General features: G+C 58.0%; 14 protein-coding genes and 1 pseudogene. 6 read left to right on the top strand and 9 right to left on the bottom strand.

All coding sequences use genetic code 11. The features are described from left to right. Window positions 1-134: 134 nt before the first annotated feature. On the bottom strand, window positions 135-1,379 hold the full coding sequence (locus V6N02_RS01595; RefSeq protein WP_371223633.1) for a glycosyltransferase: 1,245 nt from the start codon (window positions 1,377-1,379) through the stop codon (window positions 135-137). Next, on the bottom strand, window positions 1,376-2,680 hold the full coding sequence (locus tag V6N02_RS01590) for a glycosyltransferase (protein WP_371223631.1): 1,305 nt from the start codon (window positions 2,678-2,680) through the stop codon (window positions 1,376-1,378). The genes V6N02_RS01595 and V6N02_RS01590 overlap by 4 nt, the downstream gene beginning before the upstream one ends. 98 nt (window positions 2,681-2,778) lie before the next feature. On the opposite strand from V6N02_RS01590, the gene V6N02_RS01585 reads away from it, so the two are divergent. Both V6N02_RS01585 and V6N02_RS01580 read left to right on the top strand, forming a co-directional pair. Beyond that, window positions 2,779-3,714, top strand: coding sequence for a glycosyltransferase (locus V6N02_RS01585; protein ID WP_371223629.1), 936 nt, complete (start codon window positions 2,779-2,781; stop codon window positions 3,712-3,714). After that, window positions 3,707-4,888: a glycosyltransferase family 4 protein gene (locus V6N02_RS01580; RefSeq protein WP_371223627.1), complete on the top strand. Its 1,182-nt coding sequence runs from the start codon at window positions 3,707-3,709 to the stop codon at window positions 4,886-4,888. The genes V6N02_RS01585 and V6N02_RS01580 overlap by 8 nt, the downstream gene beginning before the upstream one ends. A 27-nt stretch (window positions 4,889-4,915) precedes the next feature. Here the strand turns inward: V6N02_RS01580 and V6N02_RS01575 are convergent, their stop codons facing one another. Continuing rightward, window positions 4,916-5,584, bottom strand: coding sequence for an ABC transporter ATP-binding protein (locus tag V6N02_RS01575; protein WP_371223625.1), 669 nt, complete (start codon window positions 5,582-5,584; stop codon window positions 4,916-4,918). A 5-nt stretch (window positions 5,585-5,589) separates the two neighbouring features. Then, on the bottom strand, window positions 5,590-6,801 hold the full coding sequence (locus V6N02_RS01570) for a KpsE/RkpR family capsule polysaccharide export protein (RefSeq protein WP_371223624.1): 1,212 nt from the start codon (window positions 6,799-6,801) through the stop codon (window positions 5,590-5,592). Between the two features lie 89 nt (window positions 6,802-6,890). Between V6N02_RS01570 and V6N02_RS01565 the strand changes: the two genes are divergently transcribed. From V6N02_RS01565 to V6N02_RS01550, 4 genes are all read left to right on the top strand, one after another. Next, window positions 6,891-7,733, top strand: coding sequence for an ABC transporter permease (locus tag V6N02_RS01565; RefSeq protein WP_371223622.1), 843 nt, complete (start codon window positions 6,891-6,893; stop codon window positions 7,731-7,733). Between the two features lie 80 nt (window positions 7,734-7,813). After that, window positions 7,814-11,038, top strand: coding sequence for a glycosyltransferase (locus V6N02_RS01560; RefSeq protein ID WP_371223620.1), 3,225 nt, complete (start codon window positions 7,814-7,816; stop codon window positions 11,036-11,038). 177 nt (window positions 11,039-11,215) lie between these two features. After that, entirely contained in the window at window positions 11,216-11,821 is a 606-nt protein-coding gene (locus tag V6N02_RS01555; protein ID WP_371223618.1) for a hypothetical protein, read from the top strand. A gap of 22 nt (window positions 11,822-11,843) precedes the next feature. Further along, the gene (locus tag V6N02_RS01550) at window positions 11,844-12,476 is read left to right on the top strand and encodes a glycosyltransferase family 32 protein (RefSeq protein WP_371223616.1); all 633 of its coding nucleotides are present in this window, start codon (window positions 11,844-11,846) and stop codon (window positions 12,474-12,476) included. 2 nt (window positions 12,477-12,478) lie between these two features. Here V6N02_RS01550 and V6N02_RS01545 read toward each other — a convergent pair whose 3' ends face one another. The 5 genes and pseudogenes from V6N02_RS01545 to V6N02_RS01525 all read right to left on the bottom strand — a co-directional run. Then, a complete protein-coding gene (locus V6N02_RS01545) occupies window positions 12,479-13,612 on the bottom strand; it encodes a hypothetical protein (RefSeq protein WP_371223614.1) in 1,134 nt (377 codons plus the stop codon). Between the two features lie 43 nt (window positions 13,613-13,655). Next, window positions 13,656-14,627 carry a UDP-glucuronic acid decarboxylase family protein gene (locus V6N02_RS01540; protein WP_371223613.1) on the bottom strand — a complete coding sequence of 324 codons (972 nt, stop codon included), beginning with the start codon at window positions 14,625-14,627 and terminating at the stop codon, window positions 13,656-13,658. A 164-nt stretch (window positions 14,628-14,791) separates the two neighbouring features. After that, window positions 14,792-15,766: a class I SAM-dependent methyltransferase gene (locus tag V6N02_RS01535; RefSeq protein WP_371223610.1), complete on the bottom strand. Its 975-nt coding sequence runs from the start codon at window positions 15,764-15,766 to the stop codon at window positions 14,792-14,794. A 72-nt stretch (window positions 15,767-15,838) separates the two neighbouring features. Then, on the bottom strand, window positions 15,839-16,699 hold the full coding sequence (locus V6N02_RS01530) for a sulfotransferase (protein WP_371223608.1): 861 nt from the start codon (window positions 16,697-16,699) through the stop codon (window positions 15,839-15,841). A gap of 69 nt (window positions 16,700-16,768) precedes the next feature. Further along, window positions 16,769-16,997, bottom strand: a pseudogene (locus V6N02_RS01525) (calcium-binding protein); the annotation flags it as partial.

The raw sequence follows: 16,997 nt of genomic DNA, 5'->3' as shown, positions 1-16,997 counted from the left end.
GGCAAAGGTACATATGGCGTCCAAAGCGCAAAAATTAACATAACATTGATTACAGGCCTAAAAGGGATGGCAGGGGGTGTTCTATTCTGAGTTGCAAAGAAATTCCCGGTCTTTTGGAAGACAAAGAGAACGGATTATGATGTTGAGACAGCCGGGCCCGGCGCAACGAGTTTCGAGATTTCATGTTCCAGCGCCCTGGCCTGATCGTCAAATCCTGTGACGTCACGGGTTGTAGGCAGGTCCTGATGCCCTTTGAGGATGGCCTCCTCAAGCTGGGTCTGCAATGCTTGAGGCCCTGCCCCAATGGGAATGAGCCGCGCAGGGTCTACGGCCCCGTGTTCGGTGGTTCCGCCGCTGTCGGTCTGGATCACGTGGATGCCGCGGGCAAGCGCTTCCCGGATCGCAAGACCAAAGGTTTCTTTCCATTGCGACATGAACAGCAAGACGTCGATGCCGGCATAGAACTGATCCATATCCGTTTGCTCAAAGCGCGGCAGGACGCGCCATTCTCCTGGCAGGTCGGCAAAACTGTGCCCCCGCCACCATTCGCCATCGCGGCTGCCATCCACAAGGTCGACCCGAAAGTCGGCACGCTCCAACCCTTTGAAGGCGGCGCGGATGATGGGCCATCCTTTGATCTGCGATGGCCCGCCGACAAAGCCAAAGACCGTGCGCGGATCACGGGTGCGGCGGGCAGCCTGAGCGGCGGCAAAGCCTGGCCCGGGCAGATGAACCCCGTTTTCCCAGACCACTCCATGCCCGGGGGCAAGGTTTGAGGCCTCGCACAGCTCCAGTGCAAAGCGGCTTGGATAGGTGACAATCTGGGCCATTTGAGCGGCCTCCGTGAGGGCCTCAAAGCGAGAGCGGGTGGCGTTAATATCTCCCACGCAGCCTTTGCAGGCCTCGACCCGCACCGGGTTTTGCCCACAATAGACGTTGTCCATGCGCACCATGAACTGGCGTTCACAAATCCACCAGAAATCATGCACGGACAGGATGGTGGGCACCTGCCTCCGGTCTGCGGCGCGCAAAAGGCCAATCCCGATTTCCTGAATGCAATGGGCATGCAGCAGATCCGGGGACAGCTGACCCATCAGATCGTCCAGCACTGCCTCGACTTCAGGATTGTCCCAGAAAGCCTGTGGGCTGCGGCCTGCGGGCATGTTGATCAGGTAGTTGTCGATTCCGCCCACATGTGACCGAATGACAGTATAAGGGGCAAGTTCCGCGCGTGACATAAGCGATACGGCACTGACTTTGGCGGCGCCCCGTCGTACGAGAGACCGGGCAACTTCTTCGGCCACCACTGTTGCCCCGCCATAGGAAAAAGGGGCGAAAAACACATTGGCCAGCAGGATATGGGGCACGGTCTGGGTCATGTGCGGACCCAGTCCAGCACTTCGGGGTCGATGATATGCGGCGCGGGTTGCCCGGCCCAATGCGTCTCGAGCTGGGCCCGGGCTGCCTGCCCCATGGTCCGCGTTTTGGCTCGGTCCTGTGCCAGATTTTCCAGGGCGTTCAACCAGTCGTCGGGCTGGCGGGCCACATACCCCGTGGTGCCGTCTTCCACCAGGTTGGCCAGATCGCCGACATCACTCACCACCGATACCAACCCCACCGAGGCGGCATCAATCACCCGCACGGCGCTTTTGCAGCGATTGAAAAGATCGTCCTGCAGCGGCATCACCGCTACATCGGCCCGGGCTAGATGCTCCAGATATTCTTCGTAGGGCAGGAACTTGTGATGCTCGGTGCGCGCCCGCAAGGAACTGGGCAGCAGATCCAGACGGAAGTGTCCCAGCACCATCAGGCGGCGATCCGAAGCTGCTGTGACAAAGGCCTCCATCGCCTCGGCGATGATCTCGAAATCGGCCTCATGCCCTTGCGACCCGCTGGCAAAGACCACGCGAAAGAGTGCGTCATCCGGCGTCTTCTGGACGGCCTCTATCGCCTGCGCCCCATCTGCAAGCGTTTGTTCATCGGCAAAGTTGCGGCGCATATGAACGGGGCGCGGGGTATAAAGCCTTGCGTGCTCAACCAGGCCCGGGGTCGACAGGGTGACCATGTCGGCGCTGTTCATCATCTGGGCATAGCGCGGGGCAACAGACAGGAAATGTGCTTTCAGTCCGGGCTCGAGCGCGGCCATGTTGTGGTAGGTTTCATAGGCCGACACGGAAAACAACGGGTCATCAATGTCATAAAGCACCGGTAGCCCCAGCCTCCGTGCTTCATAGCGGTACATCTGCGTGAGCGGTGTCGCTTCAAGCCGGTATTCACACAGATGCGTGGCCTCCTGCAGAAGGCGGACACAGCGCGGGATATCCTCGTAATGTGCATAATCGCAGGCCACGCCCTGTGCCTGCCAGAAGGCGGCCAATTGCTCGACCCTGTATTTGCGACATTGCGACAGGTTGAGGTCCCCAATGAGGGCGATCTTCGGAGGGCCTGTTCGATCACGGGGCGCATGAAAACCGCCGCCTCGCGCGATATCGGCCCAGGTGCCCTGCAGATAGGCTTCTGGCGCTGTCGCCGTGCCCTTGGCTCTCAGAACGCTGGGGCCAAAGCCGCGAAGCTGGCGCCCAAGATACAGCCCGACGCGATGCAGGGCGTGGCCAAGCCCTTCTTGTCTGACAACCGCAACAAAGCGTTTGACCAGCGCCCAGCGAAGATAGTTACTCATGAAATCCAGACCTAGTCTTTGCACCTGCGCCCCGGATAAACTAATCCCGGCGGGAGCACCACTGTTCCCAATGCTGGATCCGGTGGAGGCGGCAGGACATGGCTGAGGCAGGTATGGGCAGTATTCAGATACTCATGGGGGTATGCGAGGGCGCAGACCATCTGCCAGCACAATTGCACAGCCTGGCCGCGCAAAGTCATGGGCAATGGCGGCTTCTAGCCAGTGATGACAGTGCCGGAGGGGAAAGCCGTGTGGTGCTCGAGGCGTTTGCTGGCGATGTAGCACAAGAGGTGTCGGTGATCTCGGGGCCCCGGTCCGGGTTTGCGGCCAATTACCTGCATCTGATCGGTCAGTCTGGGCCAGGGCCGCTGGCGTTTGCCGATCAGGACGATGTGTGGACGGCGGATAAACTGGCGCGCGCTGTTGCCGCCCTGACCCCCCTGCCCGCAGATGTGCCGGCCCTTTATTGTGCGCGGGTGCGGCCCTGGGACGGGTCCGAAGATCACACGCAGCGTTCCATGCCCCCGCTTGCCCGCCCCCCGGGCTTTGCCAATGCACTGATCGAGAATGTGGCCACCGGCAACACCATCGTACTGAACGCGGCCGCCGCCGCCCTGGCGCGCAGGATGGCCCGACGGATCGACGCGCTTTTTGCGCATGACTGGTGGCTTTATCAGCTGGTCAGCGGCGTGGGAGGACATGTACTGCATGATGATGGTCCGCCCGTGGTGCTGTATCGCCAGCATGCAGGCAATGCGATTGGCGCGGGGCGTGGGGCGCTGGCGCAGCTGGCGCGCAAGCGGGCGGTGCTGGGCGGGGCCTTTGCCCGGCGACTCAACCTGAACGCGGGCGCGCTGAGGCACATGCGGGATGACCTGACGCCAGAGAACAGCGCTCTTTTCGATGCGTTCGAGGAAGCGCGGGCACAACGCGGCCTGTCCCGGGTGCGGGCCTTTGCCCGGCTGGGGCTTTACCGGCAACGCCCTCTGGGCACGGCAGGTTTTTTCGGAGCGGCGGCTCTTGGGCTTGTCTGAGCCACACATCGTTCTGTTGGGGGGCGACGGACATGCGTCAGGTGTGCCGCGCCATATCACCGATCTGGTGGGCGCCCTGCAAGGACATGCGCGCCTCACCGTGATCAGTGAACCGGACCAGGGCGGTTATGCGAACATTTCTGCCTTGGGGGCGAAACATGTGGCCCTGCCGGGGTTGGCAAGCCGTCTTGACCCTCGCCACTGGCGCGCTGCGCGGGGCGCGCTGGCTGCCTGCCTGACAGATCATCCTGCTGATCTTGTCTGGGCTCATGCGCGGATGCCGGTGTTGGCTCTGCGCCAGTTGATGGTGTCAGGGCAGTGGCAGCCCGACCATCATGGCCCGTCCGGCACGCGTGTGGCGCTGACCTATCACGGCTTGCCCTTTGGGCGTGGTCACCGTCCGGGCACCAGTACCCCTGCCCGCAGGATTGAACGTCGCCTGCTGACGGCCTGCCCGCCTTTGGATCTGGTGTTTCTGACCCCGGCCCAAAGAGACAGGATGCAGGCCGAGATGGGAGAAGCCATGACCGGTCACGTCTCCCATGTGCTGGGCAATGCCTCGCATCTGGGGTCCGTATCGGGACGCGTGCCAGATCAGGTCTCCGGCCTGTCCCGCCCGCCGGGGCGACATATTGTCATGACAGGCCGGGTGGGCTGGCAAAAGAACTATGCCGCCGCCTTGCGCCTGATGCGGCATTTGCCGGGCGATGTCACCCTCAGCCTTTGCGGCGCCGGCACCAATCACCCGCGCTTTGCACAGCAGGTGCAGCGGCTGGCTGGTGCGGCTGCGGGGCGGGTGCGGCTGTTGGGGCCGCTTCCGGATGTGCGTCCGCTTCTGGCGCAGGCGGATGGGTATATGCTGAGTTCGCGCTACGAAGGTCAGCCCATTGGGGCGCTGGAAGCTTGTGAATATGGCCTCCCTTTGATCCTGGGAGCGTTCGACGGGGCCACGGCGCTGGCTGAAGGGCACCCTCTTGCTCTGTGTTTGCAAGGCAACCGGGCGGCGCAAGTGACGGCTATCGATGATATGCTCACGCGCTACCTGGCAGACAGAAAGGCATATGAGGCCGCTATCCGGTCTTTTTGGGCATCACGCTATGCGCCCGAACGCTTTGCCACAGAGGCAAGGGCACTGGCAGCAACGCTGTTGACCGGGCGGATAACCCCGGATTGAGCGGAACGATAAGAGCAGCTCTACATTCTAATTCGGGGGCGGCCTTTTCATGTTTTCGTCATGATGCGCCAGCGCGGCGTCCACATCATCATAAAAGGTGACCTCACCGTTTTCCAACACCACCGCCATGTCGCACATGGCCTTGATCATGGGCGGTGAGTGCGACACCACCACTGCCCCAGCCGTGCGGCGGCGGTCTGCGAAAAGAGCGCCGCTTTTCTCGCGGAACGATCCATCGCCCACCGACATCACCTCGTCCACCAGATAGGTGTCAAAGGGGATGCCCATCGAAACGCCAAAGCTCAGACGCGAGCGCATCCCCGATGAATAGGTACGGAAGGGCATATGGAAATGGCGCCCCAGTTCTGCGAAGTCTTGTACGAAATCAATCAGTTCATCGGTATCGACTCCGTAGATACGGGCGACAAAGCGGGTGTTCTGGGCGCCCGAGAGCTGGGGGTGAAATGTGCCTGCAAAGCCGACGGGATAAGAAATCGTGCCCGTGGAGAGGATACGTCCCGAACTGGGGCGCAGCGCCCCCGAGATCAGACGCAAAAGTGTCGATTTTCCCGCTCCGTTGCGGCCCAGCAGAGCAACGCTCTGACCGCTGGGAAAGACGGCTGAGAGATCATCGATCACCGTCTTGTATCCGCTGCGCATGGGAAACCGCTTGGTCAACCGTTCCAGCTTGATCATGGCGTTTAGCGCCTGTCACGCAGGCTGTAATAGAGCAGTACGCCGATCGCCCAGGAGAAGAACAGGAACAGCCCCACCAGCAACAGGATATTGCCGCGCTTGGGATATTCGGCGCGCTCGGCCAGGGTCGGGCGCACATGGGGGGCGAGATAACGGCTTTGACGGCGTGCCTCGGCCAGGGCGGAATCATAGGACGCCAAGGCGCTGGTATAGGCGGCCTCGGCAAATTCGCGGTCTACGATCAACCCTTCGTATTCGCCTACCAGCGTGGCAAAGACATCGCCGCCTTCGCTCGCGTTGCCCAGGCCCAGCTTGCGGCGCTCGGCTTCGATGCGAAGCTCGATCACCTCGATCCGGCGCTGTGCCTGCACGATCCTGGGGTCATTGTCCTGGGTGGTGTTCTGCAGCAGGTCAAGATCAATCAACGATTCAGCCAGTTGCTGTTGCAGGGTCACCAAAAGCCCCATCTGGTTCTGCGTGTCGATGGACGGGTCCACGATCTGCGTGCGGTTGCGGAACTCGGTCACCGCCTGACGTGCGGTTTTGAGCCGCTCAACCGCCGTTTCCAGCTCGGTTTTTGCATAGCCGATCGCATCCTCGCGCGCGATGGCCGACAAGGCGTTGATCATCTCGGTGGATTTTTGCAAAAGCGCCTCGGCAACGATCTGGGCGTCTCTCGGATCAAAGGCAAGAACGCGCACATCAATCAGCCCGGTACCACTGTCGTAGATGATGGTTACCTTGCGCTCCCAATGCGCCAGAAGATCTTCGATTGTACCGTCCGGATCATAGGAAAAGACAGGATCCTGCCGACGGCTTACACGGGACCAGATGGTGCGCAGGCCAATTGCCTCATCCAGTTGGCGCACCAGTTCCTGACTTGTCAGAAAGTCATAGAGAATATCTGTATCCGACGAGCTGCCTGACGACAGATCGGTAATTCCGCCCAGGATCTCGATGGCCGAACTCGCTTCTTCGGTGCGTACAGAAAAGCCCAGGTGAGAGGCATACTGATCCGCGGCCCGTGTCCAGAGATAACCGGCCGTCAGTATCATCGGCAAAATCCAGACCAGTACGAAGCTGATCGCCAGTCGTGCGTGCCGCCGCTGCAGCAGCGCCTTGGCCGCAGGTTTGCGGATTTTCGGTTCGACCTTTGGTGCAGCAGGAGCTGCCCGGGCCGGAGCCACCAGCATCGGTGCAGAAGGCGGGTTGGACATGGAAACTGGACTTTCCGACCGTTTCAGAGGATTTTGAATTATGTCATGACTATATGCGAATTGCCAAAGGGCTGCCAACACTCCTTTCCATGACCGATATTACCCCACCTTCCTCGCCCCAACCCCGCATTTCCGCGGATGAGATGGCGCAATTGCGCGAAGTGCGTCTGCCTTTTGCCACGTCGCGGACGGTGTTCGCGTTGATGCTGCGCGAGATGTCGACCTCTTATGGGCGCTCTCCGGGCGGCTATATCTGGGCGGTGCTGGAACCGGTGGCGGGCATCGCGATTCTGACGGCAATCTTTTCGGCCGGGTTTCGCCATCCGCCACTCGGCACATCTTTTCCGCTGTTTTATGCCACAGGCATTCTGACGTTCCTGATATATAGCGATGTGGCTGGCAAACTGTCGCAAACTCTCAATTTTTCCCGGGCCCTTCTGGAATACCCGCGGGTTACCTTCGTCGATGCGCTGCTGGCACGGTTTATCCTGAATACATTGACCCAGTTCATGGTGCATTTTCTGGTGATGACCGGGGTTATCCTGCTCTTTGTGGGGGATGTCAGCATCGACTTGGGCAAAGCCGCACTGGCTTATGTGATCGTGTTGACACTGGCGGTTGGCATTGGAACGCTCAATGGCTTTCTGGTCGTGGCCTACCCGGTCTGGCAATCGGTCTGGGCGGTGTTGAACAGGCCTATGTTCCTGATCTCTTGCATGTTCTTTTTGTTCGAGACGGTACCGCAACCTTATCAGGACATGTTGTGGTACAACCCGCTGGTTCATCCCATCGGGATGATGCGGGATGCGTATTACCCCTATTATAACCCCACCTATATCTCGGTGGCCTATCCAATGCTGATCGGGGCTTCCATGATGCTGGCCGGGCTTTTTCTGTTGAACCGTTACCATCGGGATATTCTGGATAAATAACCGGTACCCTGTGGCGCTGCAGCCCTATAGCCGATAGAGCCAAGCCTGCCGGAGCAGATATGAGGATAAAGAGTTTGGCCATGTTGAAAATCAAGACCCGCCCTCAGGACCCGCGCTGCACTATCATGGTGGAAGGCTCTGTTTTCGTTAATTTTGCGACGACGCCATCCCACCCGGTAGATTTGGGCATGCAATCTGCGCGTGTGCCTTTTACGCCTTGCCCGGCGGCAGCTTTTGACGATTACTCTTTTGCACGGCGCACGGCGCTGGCAGCAGATGGGCTCAATCAGCATATCCAGACTCACCCGCCCGAGGCCTCACCCGGTGACATGGTTGCCGTCTGGGTCAACCAGCTGATGGATTGGGCCTTGCCCGGCAGCCAAACCGTCCAAATGATGGTGGTGCACCGGGATACGCCTACTCGGATCGAGATCAGCCGCCCTATAGTGGTTGACGTTGAAGAACCCGGCCTTTGCTTTCAGGCGCTTTTGGGCACGCACCGGGCGCGCGCCACATTGCATGTGCAGTTTCATCATGTCGACAGTAACGTCTTCACGGACCGCAAGGTGAGTTTTGAGATGAATGCCCGTGGTGGGGTCCATGCTCAAGATTACCAGAAAGTGTCCGTGCCCCTGCCCCATGGCAATGGCCGCTTTGAGGTGCGACTGGTTGTGGAATATGCCGGCTATGTCGATGATGGCTCCGGAAGCGAGCCGTTCATGTTTCTGTCGGATGTGCATGTGGGGCCCGGAGGGGCAAAAGAACCGGGCAAGATGCTGACCCCGGTGATCTTTGACGGAGATACTCTTCCTACCGATGGTGTCTGGGTATCGGCACGCATGCCGGCCATTCCGGAGCCCGGCGCCACGTTGCTGCTGTATCAGGGGGATGACCGGCAGACCTTTTCCCTGCCCTCTCTGCCCGAGGTCAGGGTGGATATCGACGACGGCTATACGCTGATGATCGAGGCACAACATGCTGTGGATCTGTCACTTTATGTGGATGGGCGTCATGATCGGCAGGTCAGGCTGCAGCCCGGGCAGACCCCGTTGCGCCTGTCCGAGCGCTATCTGGACGGGGTGACCCACCATCTCAGCCTGCGCGATGGTTCCGGGAGTGTGCCGTATTGGGAAACCCTGGTGTTTTTGCCAGCCATTCTGACGCCGGCGGATGTGTTGCAACGCGAAAGTGCGGCCCCCTTCCCCGATGCCATTTTCGCCCAGACCGCGCGGCGCTATGCCGGGCTTAAAGCGCTCTTTGCGCAAGCAGGCCGGGGCGAAACACCGTCCGGGGCAGATTTCGCCCAGCTGGCCTTTGCCCTGGCCACGGTTGAAGGTGGCTATACCAGGGTCAAATTACAGCCGCTTGCCTTTCCGCAGGTCGACAAGCCTGATGTGTCGATCATCATCCCTGCCTATAACAAGGTTGAAGTGACGTATCTGGCGCTGTGCTCGCTGCTTATTGCCCCCAACCAGGCAAGCTTTGAGGTGATCGTGGTCGATGACGGTTCGACGGATGAAACGGCCGAGCTTGAAACAATTGTCTCGGGCATCACGGTGCTGCACAACGCCGAGTCGCAACGCTTTATCCGAGCCTGTAACGCGGGCGTGGATAAAGCGCGGGGCGATTATGTGGTGTTGCTCAATAATGATGTAGAAGTCACCACAGGCTGGCTTGATGAGCTTCTGGCAGCCTTCAAACGCTTTGATAATGTCGGGCTTGTTGGCTCCAAGCTGCTTTATCCCGATGGCGCGCTGCAGGATGCGGGCGGCATCATTTGGGGCACGGGTAATCCCTGGAACTATGGCAATCGCCAGAACTCTAACGACCCGCGCTTTTGTTATGCGCGTCAGGCCGATTACCTGTCAGGGGCGGCCATGATGGTGCCCAAGGCCGTCTGGAACGAGGTTGGAGGGCTCTCGCATTATCTCGAACCGATGTATTTTGAAGATACCGATTTTGCCTTCAAAGTGCGCGAGGCGGGGTACACCACCTGGTTTGTTCCGTCATCGGTGGTCTACCATTACGAAGGCATGACGTCGGGTACCGATGTGACATCGGGTTTCAAACGCTACCAGGAAATCAATCGTCCCAAGTTCAAACGCCGTTGGGCCAAGGACTATGCCAAGTTCGGGCGCGAAGGCAAAGACCCGGATCTGGAAAAGGATCGCGGCATTATCGGACGCGTGCTGTTTGTCGACTACACCACCCCGCGGACGGATCAGGATGCAGGGTCCTATGCAGCCCTGCAGGAAATCCTTCTGGTGCAGTCGCTGGGCTACAAGGTCACCTTCATGCCCACCAACATGGCGCATATGGGGAAATATACCGAAGATCTGCAGAAGCTGGGGGTCGAGGTGGTCTATGCCCCCTTCTACCTCAGTCCCCAGGAATATCTGATGCGCCATGCCGCCGATTTTGATGCCTTTTACATCACGCGGTTTTACGTGGCGCGTGATGTGCTGCCACAAATCCGTGTGCTGGCCCCTCAGGCCAAGGTGCTGTTTAACAACGCCGATCTTCATTTCCTGCGTGAGATCCGTGCGGCGCGGGCCGAACAGGATTCAGCCCGGCTGGAAGACGCGCGCCAGACCCGAAAGGATGAGATCGACATCATCAAGCAGGTCGATGTCGTGCTCAGCTATAACGAGATGGAACACGCCGTGATCGAGGCCGATACGGAAGGCGCGGCCAAGGTGCTGCGTACCCCGTGGGTGGTGCATATGCCCCACAAGGTTGCCCCTTTGAAAAAGCGGCGTGGCATGTCTTTCCTGGGTGGGTTTCGTCACCATCCTAACCACGAAGGTATCCTGTGGTTTGCCCGCGAAATCATGCCCCTGATTTCTGGAAAATGCCCGGATCTGACCCTGACCATCTATGGCTCGCATATGACCGGTGAGATCAAGGCCCTTAAAGGGAAGCGGATTGATCCCGTGGGTTTTGTTGAGGATATGGCCGACGCATTTGATCCCCACCGCATCTTCGTGGCCCCCTTGCGTTCGGGCGCGGGCATCAAGGGTAAGGTGCTTGAAGCGCTGGCGCGCGGAATCCCTTGTGTGCTCAGTCCCTTGGCCGCCGAAGGGATCGGGCTGCGCGACAAGCAGGAATGCTTTATCGCCCGGACCCCGGATGATTGGGTCTCCGCGCTTCAGCAACTCGATACCGATGATGCGCTCTGGCAGAAAATGTCAAAGGCCGCCCGGGCTTATATGGCTGACCGCTATTCCTTTGAAAGCGGGCACATCGCCATGCGTGAAGCATTTGAAGCGGCAGACTTGTTTCTGTCCACGACTCCTACGCGTTGAATGGATTGAGAATCGCGCGTAGGCTGAGTGCGTTCATAACAAAATTGGCGACCTGACGTCTTGCGCACCATTATTTTACATTACCACCTCTTTAAAAATGCCGGTACGTCACTGGATTTCATTTTGAAGCAGAACTTTGGTGAGCGCTGGGTCACAAAGGAGTTTCAGGGCGGTCCCATGGGTAACACGCCTCAGGTCGAAGAGTGGATTCGCTCCACGCCTGAGGCCGTGGCCTTTTCTTCGCATACGATGATGGGGCCAGTGCCGCAGGTCGAAGGGGTGCGGGTGGTCTCTGTTATGCTCTTGCGTGATCCGATCGCACGGATCAAATCCGCCTACCGGTTCGAGCGCAAGCAACAGGCTGAGACTTTCGGTGCAGTGCTGGCCAAACACACCGATCTCGAAGGCTATGTCCGGGTCCGCCTGTCATTACCACATGACCGGCAATGCCGCGATTTTCATACCCAGCGCCTCGCTGCACTGGTTCCCGGCCCTGAACCCGAGCTGATCCGGGCCATGGCGGCGCTGGATCAGCTGAGCCTGGTTGGCCTGGTGTCGGATTTCAACGGTACGCTGGAACGGCTTGCAGCGGCTATCGCTGACCCTTACCCCGAGTTTTTCTGGTCCGAGGAACGGCGCAATGTCTCCAGCGAACCAGACGCAATCGAGAGCACGGCAACCGGGTCACTGGATGCGCTTCTGGCAGAGGTAAACGCAAATGATATGGCACTTTTGCAACGGGTGACCCTCGGCTGGGGGGCCGAACAGGCCATTGTGCAGTAACAGGCCGGTAACAAGGACCAACATGCAGCTTTTTCAGTTCTGGAACACCCCCACCGCCCCGGCGGAAGTCGAGCGCCTCATGGACAGTTGGGCGAAAGAAGACAGCTTCACCTATCGCCGCTTCGACGAGGAAAGTGCCGCGGCGTATATCGATACGCATTTCGAGCCACGTGTGCTGCAGGCTTATCGTCAATGTGCGGTCCCAGCCATGATGGCCGATTTCTTTCGCTACTGCGCACTTTATCAGGAAGGGGGCATCTATGTGGATGCCGACACCCATAATGGCGGCGGCCTGCCTGATCTGATCGTCCCTGCCGCCCGCGGCATGCTGATGTTGCGCGAAACGCGGGTTGCCAATGATTTCCTGTTTGTCCGCGCCCCGCGCGATCCGCTTTATGAAAAGGTGATTGCCCAGTTGGTGGAGAATGTGGAGGGGCGCATTTCCAATAATGTCTGGCTGGTCACGGGTCCTGGCATCATGACCCATATGTATCACAACCCTGCCCTGCGCCCCTGTTTCGATGGTTTTGATTTTCAGCCAGCCCGCGTGGTGCGCGAGATCGTCCAGTTCCGCAATGACCTGGCCTATAAATCCAGCGATGATGACTGGCGGGGCAAGATCGACGACACGGACGCGTCGATCTTTCGTGGCTAAAACTACATGCCCTGTTCAGTGCGAGCCGTATCTTTCAGCCACTGGTGAAGTTCGGCGTTGTTCCGATCGATCTCGTCAAACACAGCCATGGAGGACGCGAATTCGTACAGTCTCTGTGCCTTGTCCGTGATCTCTTGGATCGAGAGAGAAAAAACGCGATCCAGAACCTCATCGAAATCCGACAGATCCGGTGCAACCAGAGCATAAAGATCCTGGCTGCTCAGCCGGGGGTAATACCACTGTCGGAACCCATCCCACGAGGCGACCCGTATCAAGTAAGCGCGTGACAACATCTTGGTAAAGAAGCCACCCCAGGAATTGGAGTTCCCATCGACATCCACGCCATAGCGGTAGAGCGAGAACGTGTCCGGACTGACCCTTGTCGCAGGCTGGGCGAATTCCGGAATCTCGCCGAGTTCCTCCATCAGCTGTTTGAGAACGGGATCGGGCGTGTCAATGATCCCAAAATCGAGGCGTTCGTGGTGTTTGGACTGTTGCATCTTGCTGCACAGCAAGTAGCGCTGGCTGTTTGCAAACGTGGTCCGGATCCCTGAAGCCGAACCCCTCCAAAAGACCTTATCCCGCTTGTCAGCAAGCGCTAACGTGTTCTTTTCCAGTTCACTCTGCAGTCTGAAATAGGCCTTTGAAATAATGAAAAACGGATCCACAACGCAAAAATGCGCCGGCTTGGAGGTGCAATAGGCAAGGACGGGCTTGTCGAACTTTGGCGCGTCTCCAAAATCGAGAAACATGCCCCCTTCGGGAAAAGTGTATTGCGTCGTGTAAATTGACAGCTGCAGGTGCGAACAGAAAAGACGCCAATATCCCGGCGGTAACCGATTGTCCCGCACAAGCCGTTCTATCTCCGTGCGACGGACAGAATTGAGGCTATAGATAAGCGTCTCGCCATCGAATTCTACCTTGACGGTCGATGCCCCGTATTCGCTTTCTTCATCATACCCGAACCGCGTGACAAAAGGCAGAGCGATGAACTCCGGGCTCGAATGATCAAAGTAAAACAGCCTATCCCGGGACGGTTTGAACGCGAGTGGTTCAATTGGCCCAAGTTCCCCATCGCGCACGACATCGTTCAACCACATCAGATCAGTGTAGTTTTCATAATCAGGATTGGTCATGATTTTTGTTCCAATGCAGTGGTCCTGCGCTGATACATGACCGTCAAGAGCTCAACAACTCGTCAAAATAGGTGATCGTCTTTCCAAGCCCTTCATCCAAAGAACATTCCGGCTGCCAGTCCAGATTGGTTGTCGCCAGGGTGATATCCGGGCACCGTTGCTTTGGATCATCCTGTGGCAGCGGGTGGCGTGTGAGCTTGGATTTAGAGCCCGTCATCGCGATAATCTTTTCTGCCAATTCAAGAATTGTGACCTCGGTTGGATTACCCAGATTCACCGGGCCGGTAAAATCTCTTGGGGAATCCATCAGGTGCAGAAACCCCCGGACCAGATCATCCACGAAACAAAAAGACCGTGTCTGGCTCCCATCACCGAAGATCGTGATTTCCTCATCTTTCAGGGCCTGCACGATAAAGTTGGAGACAACACGGCCATCATTGGTGTGCATGCGTGGTCCATAGGTGTTAAAGATGCGGGCGACCTTGATATCCAAACCCATTTCCCGGTGATAATCGAAAAACAGCGTCTCGGCGCAGCGTTTGCCTTCGTCATAACAGGACCGGGGCCCGATTGGGTTGACGTTCCCCCAATAATCCTCTCGCTGCGGGTGGACACTGGGATCGCCATAGACCTCGGATGTTGAAGCTTGAAAAATCCTGCATCCAAGACGCTTGGCCAGCCCCAGCATATTGATCGCTCCATGGACCGAAGTCTTTGTCGTCTGGACCGGATCGTGTTGATAGTGGACGGGCGCTGCGGGACAGGCCAGATTATAGATTTCATCCACTTCAACAAAGAGCGGAAACGTAACGTCGTGCCGCATGAACTCAAACAGAGGGTTTCCATGAAGATGGTCAATGTTCCGCTTACTTCCTGTGAACAGGTTGTCCAGACACAGCACCTCGTGGCCCTGTTCAAGAAGGCGATCGACCAGGTGCGAGCCAAGAAAACCAGCGCCGCCCGTGACAAGAACGCGTTTGCGCGTGTCGTAAATCCGAGATTTTTGCTTTTTCATTGGAGCGGTGTCTCCTTAAGTCGCCAATCGCTTGAAGCCCGTTTGTTGGCCTTCTTTGAGAATAAATGTGTTCACAGGCTCTTATATCTATATTGCCGGTGAACGGTGTTTCGGCCAATCCGCGGTGGCACCTGAAGGGTTTGCCATGCCGGGGATAACGTCCTTCAACCGTTGTGCTGTTCAGAGACAAAATGCGCCGGGTCCACCTTGCGCCAGATGCGCGGATCGCCATGCAATTCGACACGGTCGACGATCTGCGGGGCGAATTCCAGCGTAAATCCATTGGCCTGCAAAAGCTGGGGGATCGGCATGTGGTTCGGGTTGTGGAACTGCTGGTGGTCGCGGATGTAAATAGCCCCGGTTTTTTGCGTGACACGGCTGAAGATGGGCATCAGCGCATTGACCAGCGGCCCCGGCAATTCCTTAAGCACCTGCACGCAGGACACCATATCCACACAGCCATCAGGCAACAGGTCATGACGCCAGGTGGGGATGTGTATTACATCATGGCTTTCGATGGCAGCCTGCAGATCGGCCTGGGTCAGGTCCTGGTCGCAGTGATCCAGATATTCCCAGATGCGCAGCCCCAACCCCTTCAGGTAAGCAAGCTGGGTGAAATAGGTCGAAGGAATCGCCTCCATGGCGATATAGGTGGTGATACGGCGGGTTTCGTCGGGATCATTGAAACCCAGATTGGCCAGGCGTGCGTGCCCTGCCCCGAAATCCAGCAGAGTGCGCACCCGGTTGCGTTCGGGCACCGGATAGGAACGCATCAGCATATGGTCCTGCGCGTTGTAACGGCCCAGCTTGGCAATCAGGGGTAGATTGGTGGGCAAACCGTACGCTTCGAACAGCTTGGTGTCGATCTCGGCCGAGGTCGCGGCCAAGGCTCCGGCCTGATCTTCAGGCAAGTAGTCGGCAAAATTGGCATTGGTGTGCCAGCCAAAGAATTTGCCGATATGAGCGGGACCCTCATAGGCATTGAACCCCATTTCCTTGCGTGCGCCGCGCGCATCCAGACGTTCGCCAAACAACCAGCGGGCGAAATACTCAGGGAAATCAAACCGCTCTTTATCCTGCACCAGAACCTGTTCAAGCCGGGCATTAAGGCCTTCGGCGTCATGGAGGTCGAGTTTCATGTTTAACCTTTCAATACCTTTGTGACCGAGGCCACCGGGGTCGTATCATGCAGGGCCGCCCTGCGTAAGGTCTCAGCCCCAGCTGTCAGGTAATGTGAACCCTTCGGCTTCGATCTCGTCTTTGATGCGAGCGATGTCATGCGCAAAAAGCTCAGGGAAAAAATCGGGCATGGGGTGGTTGACGCTTTCGGTAAAGCGGCGCTCCAGAAGCGGCTGAGGATAGGTGAAATTGGTCAGGCCCAGAAAATCCTCGATCGACGCAAGCGTGCCGCGCTGATCAGCATGCAGATCCTCATAAAAGATCACCTTGCGCTGGTCGTTGGCCAGCCCCTCGCGCATCCGGCGCAGAACGGCTCCGTATTCGGCGTTTTCCCAGATATGGGGCAATCGCACGAACCTGTTGAAATCCTCAGGGGCCCAGTCTTCCAAGTGGTGCAAACCCCCTGTCATCTGAAGATGAAACTTGGTGTGGCTCCAGAGCCGCTTGAGAGGGTGACGCATCGTGTAAAGCACGCGTAGCTCGTCGCAGCTGTCGGCGATTTGTGGCCAGGCCGATGCCGGCACGAAAGAATGCAGATTGGAAAAGTCGCAGGCCCATTCCTCTGTGCCGCGCAAATCAAAAAGGTTGCGGTACCAGAAATCATCAACCGGGCGATTGAGGTAATTGGCGACCCAATGCAGGTTGCCCCGGATCCGGTCAATATTGGCCTTTTGCGGATCAAAACGAAACAGATAGCGGTCTTTGGCCGATTGCAGGCGGCGCTGCTCGCTTAGGTGCCGGCCATTGACATATTTATGGTAGAAATAGTGGATTTCCTTTTCTGGCGTGAAATGCAGGGCCGGGTGACGATCCAGCACGGCGTAAAGCCAGGTGGTACCTGCTTTCATGGCACCAATGCTCAAAAAGAGCTTACCGAAAATCTTGGGGTGCATCTACTGCGCGACTCCTTTGCGTTCCATTGGCGGCCTATCGTGACCGCCAATGGAGGTAAAGGGGAAGCCTCAGAAGATAAAGTCCGAGCTGTCCAGATCGCTGATATTGACATTATTCAGCGTAATGGAATTGCCGCCGCCAGTGTCGATCACCACGTTGGCGCCCACCTGCGTGGCCGCCCCGCTCGAGGCATTGCCCAGTTCGAGCCCGGCCAGTGTCAGCCCGGTGATCCCCGACAGGTCCAGCTTTTCAAGCCCGTTGAACTCATCGAAATCGCCCACGGTGTCGACCCCGTGA

It is taken from the genome of Roseovarius conchicola (assembly GCF_041403425.1).
Lineage (GTDB): Bacteria > Pseudomonadota > Alphaproteobacteria > Rhodobacterales > Rhodobacteraceae > Roseovarius > Roseovarius conchicola.
This window is presented reverse-complemented; position numbering and strand designations above follow the sequence as displayed.